This window comes from Streptomyces sp. SAS_281, from assembly GCF_052542855.1.
In genome coordinates this window covers 12,603-27,299 of record NZ_JBMNDO010000108.1, presented here as the reverse complement: position 1 = coordinate 27,299, position 14,697 = coordinate 12,603, and the positions used below count along the sequence as shown (strand labels likewise).

Annotated in this window: 19 protein-coding genes; 1 reads left to right on the top strand and 18 read right to left on the bottom strand. The window is 69.1% G+C overall.

Annotated elements, in window-relative coordinates:
- Positions 1 to 96 precede the first annotated feature (96 nt).
- The 4 genes from glmM to ACN6LM_RS30070 all read right to left on the bottom strand — a co-directional run bounded on the left by glmM (position 97) and on the right by ACN6LM_RS30070 (position 4,490).
- Positions 97 to 1,455 carry a phosphoglucosamine mutase gene (gene glmM, locus ACN6LM_RS30085; protein WP_445068511.1) on the bottom strand — a complete coding sequence of 453 codons (1,359 nt, stop codon included), beginning with the start codon at positions 1,453 to 1,455 and terminating at the stop codon, positions 97 to 99.
- Between the two features lie 165 nt (positions 1,456 to 1,620).
- Positions 1,621 to 2,145, bottom strand: a complete 525-nt coding sequence (gene rpsI, locus ACN6LM_RS30080) for a 30S ribosomal protein S9 (RefSeq protein WP_164399959.1) — start codon at positions 2,143 to 2,145, stop codon at positions 1,621 to 1,623.
- Positions 2,146 to 2,190: 45 nt separating this feature from the next.
- Positions 2,191 to 2,634 carry a 50S ribosomal protein L13 gene (gene rplM / locus ACN6LM_RS30075; RefSeq protein WP_018101206.1) on the bottom strand — a complete coding sequence of 148 codons (444 nt, stop codon included), beginning with the start codon at positions 2,632 to 2,634 and terminating at the stop codon, positions 2,191 to 2,193.
- A gap of 227 nt (positions 2,635 to 2,861) precedes the next feature.
- Positions 2,862 to 4,490 (bottom strand): ABC-F family ATP-binding cassette domain-containing protein, encoded by a 1,629-nt coding sequence (locus ACN6LM_RS30070; RefSeq protein ID WP_445068513.1) that lies wholly within the window; start codon positions 4,488 to 4,490, stop codon positions 2,862 to 2,864.
- A 76-nt stretch (positions 4,491 to 4,566) separates the two neighbouring features.
- Between ACN6LM_RS30070 and ACN6LM_RS30065 the strand changes: the two genes are divergently transcribed.
- Entirely contained in the window at positions 4,567 to 5,421 is an 855-nt protein-coding gene (locus tag ACN6LM_RS30065) for a hypothetical protein (protein WP_445068510.1), read from the top strand.
- Here the strand turns inward: ACN6LM_RS30065 and truA are convergent.
- The 14 genes from truA to rplR form a co-directional block, all read right to left on the bottom strand.
- A complete protein-coding gene (truA, locus tag ACN6LM_RS30060; RefSeq protein ID WP_445068509.1) occupies positions 5,418 to 6,272 on the bottom strand; it encodes a tRNA pseudouridine(38-40) synthase TruA in 855 nt (284 codons plus the stop codon). The two genes, ACN6LM_RS30065 and truA, sit on opposite strands and share 4 nt — an antisense overlap.
- Before the next feature lie 88 nt (positions 6,273 to 6,360).
- The gene (rplQ, locus tag ACN6LM_RS30055; protein ID WP_018101210.1) at positions 6,361 to 6,837 is read right to left on the bottom strand and encodes a 50S ribosomal protein L17; all 477 of its coding nucleotides are present in this window, start codon (positions 6,835 to 6,837) and stop codon (positions 6,361 to 6,363) included.
- Positions 6,838 to 7,045: 208 nt separating this feature from the next.
- The gene (locus ACN6LM_RS30050; RefSeq protein ID WP_445068508.1) at positions 7,046 to 8,068 is read right to left on the bottom strand and encodes a DNA-directed RNA polymerase subunit alpha; all 1,023 of its coding nucleotides are present in this window, start codon (positions 8,066 to 8,068) and stop codon (positions 7,046 to 7,048) included.
- Between the two features lie 138 nt (positions 8,069 to 8,206).
- Complete coding sequence (gene rpsK, locus ACN6LM_RS30045; protein ID WP_003948617.1) at positions 8,207 to 8,611, bottom strand: 30S ribosomal protein S11; 405 nt, start codon at positions 8,609 to 8,611, stop codon at positions 8,207 to 8,209.
- Positions 8,612 to 8,716: 105 nt separating this feature from the next.
- Positions 8,717 to 9,097, bottom strand: a complete 381-nt coding sequence (gene rpsM, locus ACN6LM_RS30040; protein WP_018101211.1) for a 30S ribosomal protein S13 — start codon at positions 9,095 to 9,097, stop codon at positions 8,717 to 8,719.
- Between the two features lie 191 nt (positions 9,098 to 9,288).
- Positions 9,289 to 9,402 carry a 50S ribosomal protein L36 gene (gene rpmJ / locus ACN6LM_RS30035; protein WP_003956441.1) on the bottom strand — a complete coding sequence of 38 codons (114 nt, stop codon included), beginning with the start codon at positions 9,400 to 9,402 and terminating at the stop codon, positions 9,289 to 9,291.
- Positions 9,403 to 9,462: 60 nt separating this feature from the next.
- Complete coding sequence (infA, locus tag ACN6LM_RS30030; protein ID WP_003956442.1) at positions 9,463 to 9,684, bottom strand: translation initiation factor IF-1; 222 nt, start codon at positions 9,682 to 9,684, stop codon at positions 9,463 to 9,465.
- Positions 9,685 to 9,848: 164 nt separating this feature from the next.
- Positions 9,849 to 10,685, bottom strand: coding sequence for a type I methionyl aminopeptidase (gene map, locus ACN6LM_RS30025; RefSeq protein ID WP_164399962.1), 837 nt, complete (start codon positions 10,683 to 10,685; stop codon positions 9,849 to 9,851).
- A 130-nt stretch (positions 10,686 to 10,815) separates the two neighbouring features.
- On the bottom strand, positions 10,816 to 11,475 hold the full coding sequence (locus ACN6LM_RS30020) for an adenylate kinase (RefSeq protein WP_445068507.1): 660 nt from the start codon (positions 11,473 to 11,475) through the stop codon (positions 10,816 to 10,818).
- Positions 11,475 to 12,797 (bottom strand): preprotein translocase subunit SecY, encoded by a 1,323-nt coding sequence (gene secY, locus ACN6LM_RS30015; protein WP_445068512.1) that lies wholly within the window; start codon positions 12,795 to 12,797, stop codon positions 11,475 to 11,477. Before secY ends, ACN6LM_RS30020 begins: the two co-directional genes overlap by 1 nt.
- 224 nt (positions 12,798 to 13,021) lie before the next feature.
- Positions 13,022 to 13,477 carry a 50S ribosomal protein L15 gene (gene rplO / locus ACN6LM_RS30010; protein ID WP_018101215.1) on the bottom strand — a complete coding sequence of 152 codons (456 nt, stop codon included), beginning with the start codon at positions 13,475 to 13,477 and terminating at the stop codon, positions 13,022 to 13,024.
- A gap of 1 nt (position 13,478) precedes the next feature.
- The gene (rpmD, locus tag ACN6LM_RS30005) at positions 13,479 to 13,661 is read right to left on the bottom strand and encodes a 50S ribosomal protein L30 (RefSeq protein WP_003966943.1); all 183 of its coding nucleotides are present in this window, start codon (positions 13,659 to 13,661) and stop codon (positions 13,479 to 13,481) included.
- Positions 13,661 to 14,266 carry a 30S ribosomal protein S5 gene (rpsE, locus tag ACN6LM_RS30000; protein WP_018101216.1) on the bottom strand — a complete coding sequence of 202 codons (606 nt, stop codon included), beginning with the start codon at positions 14,264 to 14,266 and terminating at the stop codon, positions 13,661 to 13,663. The genes rpmD and rpsE overlap by 1 nt, the downstream gene beginning before the upstream one ends.
- A 46-nt stretch (positions 14,267 to 14,312) precedes the next feature.
- Entirely contained in the window at positions 14,313 to 14,696 is a 384-nt protein-coding gene (gene rplR / locus ACN6LM_RS29995; protein WP_018101217.1) for a 50S ribosomal protein L18, read from the bottom strand.
- Position 14,697 lies beyond the last annotated feature (1 nt).

The window sequence follows — 14,697 nt, the reverse complement described above, 5'->3', positions numbered from 1 at the left end:
CCCCCCCCCCCCCCCCCCCCCCCCCCCCCCCCCCCCCCCCCCCCCCCCCCCCCCCCCCCCCCCCCCCCCCCCCCCCGCCGGACATCCCGGCGCCGGTCAGCCCAGCGCCGACTTCACGACGTCCGCCAGCTGCCCCGCCACGGTGCGGGCCTGCTCGATGTCCGCCGCCTCGACCATGACCCGGACCAGCGGCTCCGTGCCCGAGGGGCGCAGCAGCACGCGGCCGGTGGCGCCCAGCTCACGCTCCGCCTGCGCGACGGCGGCGGCCACCTCCTGCGAGGTGTGCACGCGGGACTTGTCGACGTCCGGGACGTTGACCAGGACCTGCGGCAGGCGCTCCATCACCCCGGCCAGTTCGGCGAGCGGGCGGCCCGTCGCGGCGACCCGGGCCGCGAGCATCAGGCCGGTCAGCGTGCCGTCGCCGGTCGTGGCGTGGTCCAGGACGATGACGTGGCCGGACTGCTCGCCGCCCAGCGCGTAGCCCTCGGCCTTCATGGACTCCAGGACGTAGCGGTCGCCGACGGCGGTCTGGACGAGCTGGATGCCCTCGCGCTCCATGGCCAGCTTGAAGCCGAGGTTCGACATCACGGTGCCGACCACGGTGTCCCGGCGCAGCCGGCCGGCCTCGCGCATGGCGAGGGCCAGCACGGCGAGGATCTGGTCGCCGTCGATCTCCTCGCCCGCCGCGTCCACGGCCAGGCAGCGGTCGGCGTCGCCGTCGTGCGCGATGCCCAGGTCCGCGCCGTGCTCCACGACGGCGGCGCGCAGCAGCGCCAGGTGCGTGGAGCCGCAGCCGTCGTTGATGTTCAGCCCGTCCGGCTCGGCGCCGATCGTGACGACCTCGGCCCCGGCGCGGGCGAACGCCTCGGGCGAGACGCGGGCGGCGGCGCCGTGCGCCTCGTCCAGGACGACCTTGAGGCCGTCGAGCCGGTTCGGCAGGACGCCGATGAGGTGGGCGACGTACCGGTCGAAGCCCTCCGCGTAGTCGGTGACGCGGCCGACGCCGGAGCCGGTGGGGCGGTTCCACGGCGCACCGGTGCGGTGCTGCTCGTACACCGACTCGATGCGGTCCTCCAGCTCGTCGGCGAGCTTGTGGCCGCCCCGGGCGAAGAACTTGACACCGTTGTCCGGCATGGCGTTGTGGCTGGCGGAGAGCATGACCCCGATATCGGCGCCCAGGGCACCGGTGAGGTACGCGACGGCCGGGGTCGGCAGCACGCCGACGCGCAGGACGTCGACGCCCGCACTCGCCAGGCCCGCCACGACGGCGGCCTCCAGGAACTCTCCGGAGGCGCGTGGGTCACGGCCCACCACGGCCGTCGGCCGATGGCCCTCGAAGGTGCCCGCCTCGGCCAGTACGTGTGCCGCGGCCACCGAGAGGCCGAGCGCGAGCTCGGCCGTCAGGTCCGCATTGGCGACACCGCGCACGCCGTCCGTGCCGAAGAGTCGTCCCACTGGTGTCCTCCGAAAGTGCTCCGAAACGCAAAAGTCAGATCACGCAACCAACAAGCCTATGAACGCCTTATGCCGTTATATGCCCGAGGATGTCTATAAACGAACGCCCCGGCAGCACGAGAGGTGCCGCCGGGGCGAACGGTGTAACGCGGATGAGCAGGCGGTTTAGCGCTTGCTGTACTGCGGGGCCTTGCGGGCCTTCTTGAGACCGGCCTTCTTGCGCTCGACCGCACGGTCGTCGCGGGAGAGGAAGCCGGCCTTCTTCAGGGTCGCGCGGTTGTTGTCCACGTCCGCCTCGTTCAGCGCGCGGGCCACGCCGAGGCGCAGGGCGCCGGCCTGACCCGAGACGCCGCCACCCGCGATGCGGGCGATGACGTCGTAGCGGCCGTCGAGCTCGAGCACCTTGAAGGGCTCGTTGACTTCCTGCTGGTGCACCTTGTTCGGGAAGTAGCTCTCGAGGGTGCGACCGTTGATCTTCCACTTGCCGGTGCCCGGAACGATCCGGACGCGGGCGATCGCGTTCTTGCGACGGCCCAGGCCGGCGGCGGGCTGCGGGTCGCCGAAGCGGCCGGCGAGCGACTCGGAGGTGTACTCACCCTCGACGGGGACCTCGGACTCGAAGGTGGTCACCTCGGCGAAGGTCTCCTCGCCCTCGGTGCCCTCGGCGGTCTCAACAGTGGTCTCGGCCACGATTCTCCTCAGATCTTTCTTTATGTCTTTGGGGGGAGGCCGGAACTACTGCGCGACCTGGGTGATCTCGTACGGGACCGGCTGCTGAGCAGCGTGCGGGTGCTGGTCGCCCGCGTAGACCTTCAGCTTCGAGATCATCTGACGGCCCAGGGAGTTCTTGGGGATCATGCCCTTGATGGCCTTCTCGACGGCCTTCTCGGGGTTGTTCGCGAGCAGGTCGTCGTAGCGCACGGAGCGCAGACCGCCCGGGAACCCGGAGTGGCGGTACGCCATCTTCTGGGTCCGCTTGTTGCCGGACAGGTGAACCTTGTCGGCGTTGATGATGATGACGAAGTCGCCCATGTCCATGTGGGGGGCGTAGATCGCCTTGTGCTTGCCTCGCAGGAGGTTCGCAGCCGTGGTGGCGAGACGGCCCAGGACGACGTCCTGCGCGTCAATGATGTGCCACTGGCGAGTCACATCGCCGGGCTTGGGGCTGTACGTACGCACTTCGTAGCCTTCGCTTCTTCAGTGGATGGGGTCCAGACACACGACACCTCTGAAGCGATCATGCAGCTGGGGCCCACAATGCCGGGACGACGCCCGTATGCGAGCCACTGGTAACTGCTCCAGAGAACCTGCGCACGGGCTCCGCGCCTCATGAAGACGCAACCCATACGCATAACAAACGTCGAGACTACCCGCCCGGCCCCGGACGGGTCAAAACGCGCCCGCCGCTACCGCGCCCGCTCCACCCGCCGCTCGTCCCACACCGGCTCCGACGTCTCCCGGACGACCCCGTCCGAGCCGAAGACCAGGTAGCGGTCGAAGCTCTTCGCGAACCACCGGTCGTGCGTCACCGCGAGCACCGTGCCCTCGTACGCCTCCAGACCGTCCTGCAACGCCTCCGCCGACTCCAGGTCCAGGTTGTCCGTCGGCTCGTCCAGCAGCAGCGCGGTCGTGCCGGACAGCTCCAGGAGCAGGATCTGGAACCGGGCCTGCTGCCCGCCGGACAGCTTCTCGAACGGCTGGTCCCCCTGCCGCTCCAGCTCGTAGCGGCGCAGCACCGACATCGCCCCGCCCCGGTCCTTCGCGTGCTCGGTCCACAGGATGTCGACCAGCGTGCGGTTCAGCAGCTCCGGGTGCGCGTGGGTCTGCGCGAAGTGGCCGGGCACCACCCGCGCACCCAGCTTCCACTTCCCCGTGTGCGCGACGGGCTCGCCCGCCAGCAGACGCAGGAAGTGGGACTTGCCGGACCCGTTGGAGCCGAGGACCGCGACCCGTTCCCCGTAGAACACCTCCAGGTCGAACGGTTTCATCAGGCCCGTCAGCTCCAGGCCCTCACAGGTCACCGCCCGCACCCCGGTCCGGCCGCCGCGCAGCCGCATCCGGATGTCCTGCTCGCGCGGCGGCTCCGGCGGCGGGCCCGCCTCCTCGAACTTCCGGAACCGGGTCTGCATCGCGTGGTAGCGGCTCGCCATGTCGGGGCTGATCGCCGCCTGCTGGCGCAGCCGGTGCACGAGCGCCTTCAGCCGCTTGTGCTCCTCCTCCCAGCGCCGCAGCAGCTCCTCGAAGCGGGCGAACCGCTCCTTGCGGGCCTGGTGGTACGTGTCGAAGCCGCCGCCGTGCACCCAGACGTCGCTGCCGGCCGGGCCCGGCTCCACGCTGACGATCTTCTGCGCGGCGCGGGACAGCAGCTCCCGGTCGTGGGAGACGAAGAGCACCGTCTTGCGGGTCTCCCGCAGCCGCTCCTCCAGCCACCGCTTGCCGGGCACGTCCAGGTAGTTGTCCGGCTCGTCCAGGAGCAGCACCTCGTCGGGGCCCCGCAGCAGGGCCTCCAGGACCAGCCGCTTCTGCTCACCGCCGGACAGCGTGCGCACCTCGCGCCACTGCGCCTTCTCGTACGGGACGCCGAGCGCGGCCATCGTGCACATGTCCCAGACCGTCTCGGCCTCGTACCCGCGCGCCTCCGCCCAGTCGCTCAGCGCCTGCGCGTACGCCATCTGCGCGGCCTCGTCGTCCACGGTGAGGATGCGCTCCTCGGCCCGGTCGACGGCGAGCGCGGCCTCCCGGATACGGGGCTGCGCGACGGAGACCAGCAGGTCGCGGACCGTGCGCTCGTCGCGCACCGAGCCGACGAACTGGCGCATCACGCCGAGCCCGCCGCTCACCGACACCGAGCCGCCGTGCGGCTGGAGCTCGCCGGCGAGCAGCCGCAGCAGCGTGGTCTTGCCCGCCCCGTTCGCCCCGACGAGGGCGACGACGGCACCGTCGGCCACCCGGAACGAGGCATCGCCGAGCAGCACCCGCCCGTCCGGAAGGTAGTACTCAAGGTGGCCCGCTTCGAGATGTCCCATGCAGAGCATTGTCACGGGCGACGAAGGGTCGGCCCAACCGGATTACGGGGCGAACCTCGGCTGACGCGGCACTAGGATGCGCGGCATGAGCTTTGGGGACGGGGGGCCCTCCGAGGGGCCCGGGAACAGCGGCACTCCCGACTGGGAAGCCCTGGCCGACGCCTCCGCGGCCCGCGCCAGGCGCAAGAAGTGGCTACTGATCGGCGTCGGCGCCCTCGCCACGGCGGCGGTCGCCGCGGCCGTGGCGACGGCGGTGGTCTCCGCGAACGGCGGCGGCTCCCGCCACGAGGCCGGGAAGCACGCGAGCGAGCTGCCCACGGCGGACGACCTGCCCACCGAGCTCCCCGCCCCCGAGCCCTCCTTCTCCTCGGTGGCGCCCCCGCCCCCGCCGGACCCCCGGGACTACATAGCCGACGTGAAGAAGGACCGGCTGCCGGTCGACGTCGACGCCTTCTTCCCCGACGACAGGCTGACCGCCGGAGGCCGTACCTACGCCAGGGGCGCGACGCACCGCACCAAGCAGTGCGCGGCGACCACCCAGGGCGGGCTGGGCGCGGTCCTCGCCGCCAACGGCTGCGACCAGGTCATCCGGGCCACGTACAGCCGGAACGGCGTGGCGGTCACCGTCGGCATCGCGGTCTTCGACACGGAGGCCCAGGCGAAGCGGACCGCGCGGCTGGCGACCGGCGGCCTGGCCTCGCTGAGCGGGCCGGGCGTCCCGGTCTTCTGCCGCGACGGCGTGATCTGCCGCCGCACGGCGAACGCGTACGGCCGGTACGCGTACTTCACGGTCGGCGGCTTCACGGACGGCCGCGACGCCACCAGGGCCGACAAGGACGTGTACACGACCGGCGACGACCTCACGGACTACACGTTCCGCCGGATCCGCCACCGCGGCGAGGTCCAGGCGTCGGCCGCCGCCGACATCACCACGACCTAGCAGCAGCCGGCGCCCGGCAGCGTCCGCACGTTCCGGGCCTCCACCGCGCGCGCCGCCAGCAGCTCGTCGGCCGGGTACGCGACCTCCTCCAGCGTCAGTCCGTGCGGGCGCACCACGTGCACCCCGGGGTCGCGCACCCCGGCCGCCAGCACCTCGGCCGGCCACGGGTCGGGGCGCCGCCCGTCGCCCACGAAGAGCATCGCGCCGACGAGGGCGCGCACCATGTTGTGGCAGAACGCGTCCGCCTGCACGGTCCCGGTGATGATCCCGGTCTCCCGGTCCCGCACCCAGTGCAGCTTCTGGAGCGTCCGGATGGTCGTCGCCCCCTCGCGCTTCTTGCAGTACGCCGCGAAGTCGTGCTCCCCGGTCATCCGGGCCGCGGCGGCGTTCATCGCGGCCACGTCCAGCGGCCGGTCGTGCCAGAGCACGTGGCCCCGGACCAGGGGGTCGACGCCGCCGGGGCGGTCGGCGACGCGGTACGCGTAGCGGCGCCACAGGGCGGAGAACCGGGCGTTGAACCCGGGCGGCGCCTCCTTGACCCGCCAGACCCGCACGTCGGGGGCCATCCGCCCGGCGAGCCGCCTCAGCAGCTTCTCCTCGTGCTCGGCCCACGCCTCGTCCGGCAGATCGACATGGGCGACCTGGCCCCGGGCGTGCACCCCGGCGTCGGTGCGGCCGGCCACCGTCAGGTCGTACGTCCGCGAGGAGCGGGTCACGGTCCGCAGCGCGTCCTCGATCTCGCCCTGGACCGTCCGCCGCGCGGTCTGCTTCGCCCAGCCCGAGAAGTCCTTGCCGTCATAGGCCAGGTCCAGCCGCACCCGTACGGAGCCGGGCTCCACCTCGTCACTCACCAGCGCATCCTCTCAAGATCCCGCACAGCCGAACGGGCCCGCACCGCCCCGGAGGGTGATGCGGACCCGTTCAGTGGTTCCGGAACGCTCAGGCGTCCTGCGCGTCCTCGACGGACTCGACCGGGGTCTCGTCCTTCTTGGCCGCGTCTTCCTTGACCGCACGCTTGGTGGCGGCCTCGGCCTCACCGGTGGCCTGCTGCGCCACGGTCAGCGCCTCGACCAGCTCGATGACGGCCATCGGGGCGTTGTCGCCACGACGGTTGCCGATCTTGGTGATGCGGGTGTAACCACCGGGGCGGTTCTCGTACCGCGGGGCGATCTCGGTGAAGAGCGTGTGGACGACGCCCTTGTCCGTGATCGACTGCAGCACCAGGCGACGGTTGTGGATGTCGCCCTTCTTCGCCTTGGTGATGAAACGCTCCGCGACCGGACGCAGGCGGCGGGCCTTGGCCTCGGTCGTGGTGATGCGGCCGTGCTCGAACAGCGACTTCGCGAGGTTGTTGAGAAGAAGCTTCTCGTGCGCGGCGCTGCCGCCCAGACGGGCACCCTTGGCGGGCTTCGGCATGGTTTTCTCCTTGTGTGCTGCACCGGCCGTATCAGGTACCGGTGTCAGTTCCCACGCGGCGGCCGCCGCGCGGAAGTGTGTGAGCGCCGTCCGCACTGGACATCGAGCCTCAGCCCGAAAATCAAGCCCGTCCGGCGATTGAGGACAGAAGCCCTCGCCCGGACCGGGGCACCCCTGCGAACAGGGCGCACCCCAGCCGGGAGGCGACTCAGTACTGCTCGGTCTCCACGAAACCGCCGTCGCCCTCGTCGTCCGCGCCGAACGCGTCCGCGGCGGCGGTCGGGTCGAAGCCGGGAGGCGAGTCCTTCAGCGCCAGGCCCATACCGGCCAGCTTCGCCTTGACCTCGTCGATCGACTTCGCACCGAAGTTGCGGATGTCGAGCAGGTCCGCCTCGGAGCGGGCCACCAGCTCGCCCACCGAGTGGATGCCCTCGCGCTTCAGGCAGTTGTACGAGCGGACCGTGAGCTCCAGCTCCTCGATCGGCAGCGCCAGGTCCGCCGCGAGCGCGGCGTCCGTCGGCGACGGGCCCATGTCGATGCCCTCGGCGTCGATGTTGAGCTCGCGCGCCAGACCGAACAGCTCGACCAGGGTCTTACCGGCCGACGCCATCGCGTCACGCGGACGCATGGCCTGCTTGGTCTCGACGTCGACGATCAGCTTGTCGAAGTCGGTGCGCTGCTCGACACGGGTCGCCTCGACCTTGTACGTGACCTTGAGCACCGGCGAGTAGATGGAGTCGACCGGGATACGGCCGATCTCCTGGCCCACCTGCTTGTTCTGGACGGCGGAGACGTAGCCGCGACCGCGCTCGACGGTCAGCTCCATCTCCAGCTTGCCCTTGCCGTTCAGCGTGGCGAGGACCAGGTCCGGGTTGTGCACCTCGACACCGGCCGGCGGGGCGATGTCCGCGGCGGTGACCAGGCCGGGGCCCTGCTTGCGCAGGTACATCACGACGGGCTCGTCGTGCTCCGAGGAGACGACCAGCTGCTTGATGTTGAGGATGAGGTCGGTCACGTCCTCCTTGACGCCCGGCACGGTGGTGAACTCGTGCAGGACACCGTCGATGCGGATGCTGGTGACAGCGGCACCCGGGATCGAGGAGAGGAGCGTGCGGCGCAGGGAGTTGCCGAGCGTGTAGCCGAAGCCGGGCTCCAGCGGCTCGATGACGAACCGGGAGCGGAACTCGTCGACGACCTCTTCGGTCAGCGACGGACGCTGAGCGATCAGCATGATGTGAATCCTTCAGTCGTGGGCACCCACTATTTGATGCCCGACAGATGTAACAAGGGTACGGGCGGTACGCCTCCGAAGAGGTGTACCGCCCGGACCCGGCGCTACTGGCGCACGGCCGTCACCGGCCGTGACGACTCAGACGCGGCGACGCTTCGGCGGACGGCAGCCGTTGTGCGGCGTCGGGGTGACGTCCTGGATCGAGCCGACCTCGAGGCCGGTGGCCTGGAGGGAGCGGATCGCGGTCTCGCGGCCGGAGCCCGGACCCTTCACGAAGACGTCGACCTTGCGCATGCCGTGCTCCTGCGCGCGGCGGGCGGCCGACTCGGCGGCCATCTGCGCGGCGAAGGGGGTGGACTTGCGCGAGCCCTTGAAGCCGACGTGGCCGGCGGAGGCCCAGGAGATCACGTTGCCCGTGGGGTCCGTGATCGAGACGATCGTGTTGTTGAACGTGCTCTTGATGTGCGCGTGGCCGTGAGCGACGTTCTTCTTTTCCTTGCGACGCACCTTCTTGGCTGCGCCCTGACGACCCTTGGGGGGCATGTCTTGACTCCAGATGGAGAGGGGAGGTGATCGGTCCTACAGCGAAGACCGCTGGTTGCTGCGGAGGCCGGATGTGCCGGTCGCCCGCAGTGCGTCCGCTGAGGACTACTTCTTGCCGGGCTTCTTCTTGCCGGCGATCGCGCGACGCGGACCCTTGCGGGTACGGGCGTTGGTGCTGGTGCGCTGGCCGTGGACCGGCAGACCGCGACGGTGACGGAGACCCTGGTAGCAGCCGATCTCGACCTTGCGGCGGATGTCGGCCTGGATCTCGCGGCGGAGGTCACCCTCGGTGCGGAGGTTGGCGTCCACGTACTCGCGGATCTTGACCAGGTCCTCTTCGGCCAGGTCGCGAACGCGGGTGTTCGGGTTCACGCCGGAGGCGGCGAGGATCTCCTTGGACCGGGTGCGCCCGATACCGAAGACGTAGGTGAGGGCAACCTCCACGCGCTTTTCGCGCGGGATGTCAACACCTGAAACGCGTGCCATTCAATGGCTCCAGTTGTTAAGTCGGGGGTCTTCCGCAGAGCCACTCCCGACCGCCGACCCCTCGCTGGGAGAGGTGGTACGTCCGGGTCCCCGGCCCCCGCCGGAGGTGCCGTCAGCCGTGGCTTGGACGGGCTCTGCGTATGTACGTGTTACGTGCGTCGCGCGAACTGCGAGATGCAGGGGGTCGTGCGTCAGCCCTGGCGCTGCTTGTGGCGCAGGTTGTCGCAGATGACCATGACCCGGCCGTGACGGCGGATCACCTTGCACTTGTCGCAGATCTTCTTGACGCTCGGCTTGACCTTCATGGGATGTCAGGTTCTCCGGGTCAGTGCCCACGTCCGCACGGATGCGGACGGCGGCAAGATCTACTTGTAGCGGTAGACGATCCGGCCACGCGTCAGGTCGTACGGAGAGAGCTCCACGACGACCCGGTCATCCGGGAGGATGCGGATGTAGTGCATACGCATCTTGCCGCTGATGTGCGCGAGGACCTTGTGACCGTTCTGGAGTTCCACCTTGAACATGGCGTTCGGGAGGGACTCGATCACGGTGCCCTCAATTTCGATGGCACCTTGCTTCTTGGCCACGCTTCGCCCTTCGAATCGGCTACCTTGATCGACTTTCGCTCTTCGTATGCGGGCACACGGATGCACGAGAGCCGACGAGTCAGTCTACGTCAGCGAACTCCCGAATGCGAATCCGTCAAGTTTGCCCAGCCGAGGAGATCCTTAGACCTCCTCGTGGACCTCAATCAGCCGAGCGGGTCCGGCGCTGCCTCCACGCCGTACTGCGCCAGCTTCTCGCGGCCGCAGTCCGGGGCGGTGAGGACCAGCGGGCCCTGCTCCGTGAGGGCGATGGAGTGCTCCCAGTGCGAGGACCAGGTGCCGTCCGTGGTGATGACGGTCCACTCGTCCTCCAGCACCTCCGTGTGCGGGGTGCCCAGCGAGACCATGGGCTCGATGGCCAGGCAGAGGCCCGGGACCAGCTTGACGCCCTTGCCGCGCTTGCGGGAGACGTAGTTCAGCAGGTGCGGGTCCATGTGCATCTCGGTGCCGATGCCGTGCCCGCCGTAGTCCTCGATGATTCCGTACTTGCCGGTGGCCGGGCGGGGCTGGCGGCGGATGTAGGACTCGATCGCCTTGGAGATGTCGACCAGGCGGTTGTTGACCTTCATCGCGGCGATGCCGGCCCACATCGACTCCTCGGTCACCCGGGACAGCTCGATCAGCTCCGGAGCGTGACCCGTCCCCACGAAGGCGGTGTACGCGGCGTCGCCGTGCCAGCCGTCCACGATCGCCCCGGCGTCGATGGAGATGATGTCGCCGTCCTTGAGGACCGTCTTGTCGTCCGGGATGCCGTGGACGACAACCTCGTTCACGGAGGTGCAGATGGTCGCGGGGAACCCGCCGTACCCGAGGAAGTTCGACTTCGCGCCGTGGTCGGCGATCACCTTGCGGGCGACCTGGTCCAGGTCGCGGGTGGTGGCGCCGGGCACCGCCGCCTCACGGGTGGCCGCGTGGATGGCAGCGACCACCAGCCCCGCCTCGCGCATCTTCGCGATCTGCTCGGGGGTCTTGATCTGCACCATGCTGCGGCGCCTTTCCGGTGGGACGGGTGACGGGGGGGCGGTCTTCCACGATACGCGGCGGCAAGCAGTCGGCCGCGGCGTCCGAGGACGCCGCGGCCGGCTTGTACTGCGGGTACTACGGGGCGGGCGCTCAGTCCTCCGCGGACTTGTTCAGCGCCTCCATGGCCCGGTCGGTCACGTCGGTGACCTTCCCGAGTGCGGAGATGGTGACCACCAGGTCCTGTGCCCGGTAGTAGTCGATGATCGGCTCGGTCTGCGTGTGGTAGACCTCCAGCCGGGTGCGCACCGTCTCCTCGGTGTCGTCCTCGCGCTGGTACAGCTCGCCGCCGCAGGCGTCGCAGACGCCCTCGGTCTTCGGCGGGTTGTACGTGACGTGGAAGACGTGCGCGCTGTCGTTGCGGCAGATGCGGCGACCCGCGATCCGCTTCACGACCTCGTCCTCGGGGACCTCCAGGTCGAGCACGGCGTCCAGCTTCACGCCCTCGTCCTTGAGCATCACGTCCAGGGCTTCGGCCTGGCCCACGTTGCGCGGGAAGCCGTCGAGCAGGAAACCGTCGACCGCGTCCGGCTGGGACATGCGGTCCTTGGCCATCCCGTTCGTCACCTCGTCCGGCACCAGCTGCCCGGCGTCCATGAAGGCGCGGGCCTGCTTGCCAAGGTCGGTGCCCTGGCTGATGTTGGCGCGGAAGAGGTCGCCCGTGGAGATGTGCGGAATCGACAGGTTCTTGGCAAGGTACGCGGCCTGCGTTCCCTTGCCGGCACCCGGCGGGCCGACGAGGACGATTCGCATCAGCGGAGGAACCCTTCGTAATTGCGCTGCTGGAGCTGACTCTCGATCTGCTTCACGGTCTCCAGACCCACACCCACGATGATGAGGATGCTCGTCCCGCCGAACGGGAAGTTCTGGTTGGCGCCACCGCCGAAGCTTGCCAACGCCATCGTCGGCACCAGAGCGATCAGACCCAGGTACAGCGAGCCCGGCCAAGTGATCCTGTTGAGCACGTAGCTCAGGTACTCGGCAGTAGGTCGACCTGCCCGGATACCCGGGATGAAGCCACCATACTTCTTCATGTTGTCGGCGACTTCCTCGGGGTTGAACGAGATCGCCACATAGAAGAAGGCGAAGAACACGATCAGGAGGAAGTAGACCGTCATGTAGATGGGGTGGTCGCCCTTGGTCAGGTTGTCCTGGATCCAGACGGCCCAGCCGGCCTTGGAGTTGGAGAACTGGACGATCAGGGCCGGGATGTAGAGCAGCGAAGAAGCGAAGATGACGGGAATCACACCCGCCTGGTTCACCTTCAGCGGGATGTAGGTGGAGGTGCCACCGTACGAGCGGCGTCCGATCATGCGCTTCGCGTACTGCACCGGGACGCGGCGCTGGGCCTGCTCGACGAAGACGACGAGGCCCACCATGACGAAGCCGATGAGGATGACGGCGACGAACTCGATCCAGCCGTCCGCGAGCTTGCCGCTGGTCTTGATGGCCCACATGGCGGACGGGAAGGTGGCGGCGATCGAGATGAACATCAGGATCGACATGCCGTTGCCGATGCCGCGGTCGGTGATGAGCTCACCGAGCCACATGACGGCGGCGGTGCCGGCGGTCATCGTGATGACCATCGTGATGGTCGTGAACAGCGAGTCGTTCGGGACGATCTGGTCGGCGACCGGGCAGCCGCTGAACAGGGCGCCGCTGCGGGCGGTGGCGACCAGGCCGGTGCCCTGGAGGATGGCGAGCGCGACCGTCAGATAACGCGTGTACTGCGTGATCTTCGCCGTGCCGGACTGCCCCTCCTTCTTGAGCGCCTCGAGTCGGGGGATGACCACGGTCAGCAGCTGGAGAATGATGCTGGCCGTGATGTACGGCATGATGCCGAGCGCGAAGATCGTGATCTGCAGCAGCGCACCACCGCTGAACATGTTCACCAGGCCGAAGAGGCTGTTGTTGCCCTTGCTGGCCTGATCAACACAGGTCTGGACGTTCTCGTAGCTCACGCCCGGTACCGGGATGTGGGCCCCGAGCCGGTAGAGCACGATGATGCCGAGAGTGAAGAGCAGCTTCTTGCGCAGGTCGGGCGTCTTGAACGCCCGGGCGAAGCCGGTGAGCACGGTGCCTCCTGCGACCCCCGCGCAGAGCGTAGAGGTGACGGTCTTGAGGATCGACGGATACGTAAAAGCCAAGGAGCCCCGGACGCCTGCGCCCAGGGGATACCACAGCAACGGACGCCACCTTACCGGCGTACATGCCCCCCTAGGAACGACCAACCGGGGATGCCCCATTTGAGAGGGCATCCCCGGTCGGATGTTCAGGTCACCGAAGTGTCCGAGTTGTCTCAGACCAGTTCGGTGACGGTACCGCCGGCGGCGGTGATCTTCTCCTTGGCGGAGCCGGAGACGGCGTCAACCGAAACCTGCAGCGCCACGGAGATCTCGCCCTGTCCGAGGACCTTGACGAGGTGGTTGTTGCGCACGGCACCCTTGGCGACCAGGTCGGCCACCGTGACCTCTCCACCCTCGGGGTAGAGCGTCGCGAGCTTGTCCAGGTTCACGACCTGGTACTCCGTGCGGAACGGGTTCTTGAAGCCCTTGAGCTTCGGCAGACGCATGTGGAGGGGCATCTGCCCACCCTCGAAGCGCTGCGGAACCTGGTAGCGGGCCTTGGTGCCCTTGGTACCACGACCAGCGGTCTTACCCTTGGACGCCTCACCACGACCCACACGGGTCTTGGCGGTCTTGGCGCCCGGGGCAGGCCGGAGGTCATGGGCCTTCAGCGGCTTGTTCTCCGCCATGTCAGTCGACCTCCTCAACCGTCACGAGGTGGCGGACGGTGTGCACCATGCCGCGGAACTCGGGGCGGTCCTCCTTGACAACCGAGTCGTTCAGGCGCTTGAGCCCGAGCGAACGCAGGGTGTCGCGGTGGTTCTGCTTGCTGCCGATGTACGACTTCGTCTGCGTGATCTTGAGGCGAGCCATTACGCACCCGCTCCCGCACGCGCACGAAGCAGGGCCGCGGGGGCGACGTCCTCGAGGGGCAGACCGCGGCGGGCCGCGATCTCCTCGGGACGCTGCAGGCCCTGGAGGGCCGCCACGGTCGCGTGCACGATGTTGATCGGGTTCGAGGACCCGAGCGACTTCGACAGGATGTCGTGGACGCCGGCGCACTCGAGAACGGCGCGCACCGGGCCACCGGCGATCACACCGGTACCGGGGGACGCCGGCTTGAGCAGGACGACGCCTGCGGCCTTCTCACCCTGGATCGGGTGAGGGATGGTGCCCTGGATACGCGGGACCTTGAAGAAGTTCTTCTTGGCCTCTTCCACGCCCTTGGCGATGGCCGCGGGAACTTCCTTGGCCTTGCCGTAACCGACACCGACGGTGCCGTCACCATCGCCCACCACGACCAGCGCGGTGAAGCTGAAGCGACGACCACCCTTCACAACCTTGGCGACTCGGTTGATCGCGACGACGCGCTCGACGTACGCGGTCTTCTCGGCGGCGGCAGCGCCGCCGTCACGGCCCTTCCGGTCCCGCCGCTCGCCGCCACCGGCACCGCTTCCGCGGCGCTGGGGTCCAGCCATTGGATTTACCTCTCTCTGTTACGTCCGCTGTGCGTAGGAACCGGGGCTAGAACTTCAGCCCGGCTTCACGGGCGGCGTCAGCCAGAGCGGCAATCCGCCCGGCGTACTGGTTACCACCGCGGTCAAACACGACGGCCTCGACGCCTGCGGCCTTGGCACGCTCGGCGACCAGGGCGCCGACCTGCTTGGCCTGGCTGCTCTTGTCGCCCTCGCCACCACGGATGGAGACGTCCAGGGTCGACGCCGACGCGAGCGTGTGGCCCGCGATGTCGTCGATGATCTGGGCGACCATGTGGCGGTTGGAGCGGGTCACGACCAGGCGCGGACGCTCCGGCGAACCGGAGATGTGCTTGCGGACGCGGATGTGGCGCCGCTTGCGAGCCGCGCGCTTGTACGCGTCGCCCTTGGCGATCTTCACGCCGTATGCCATG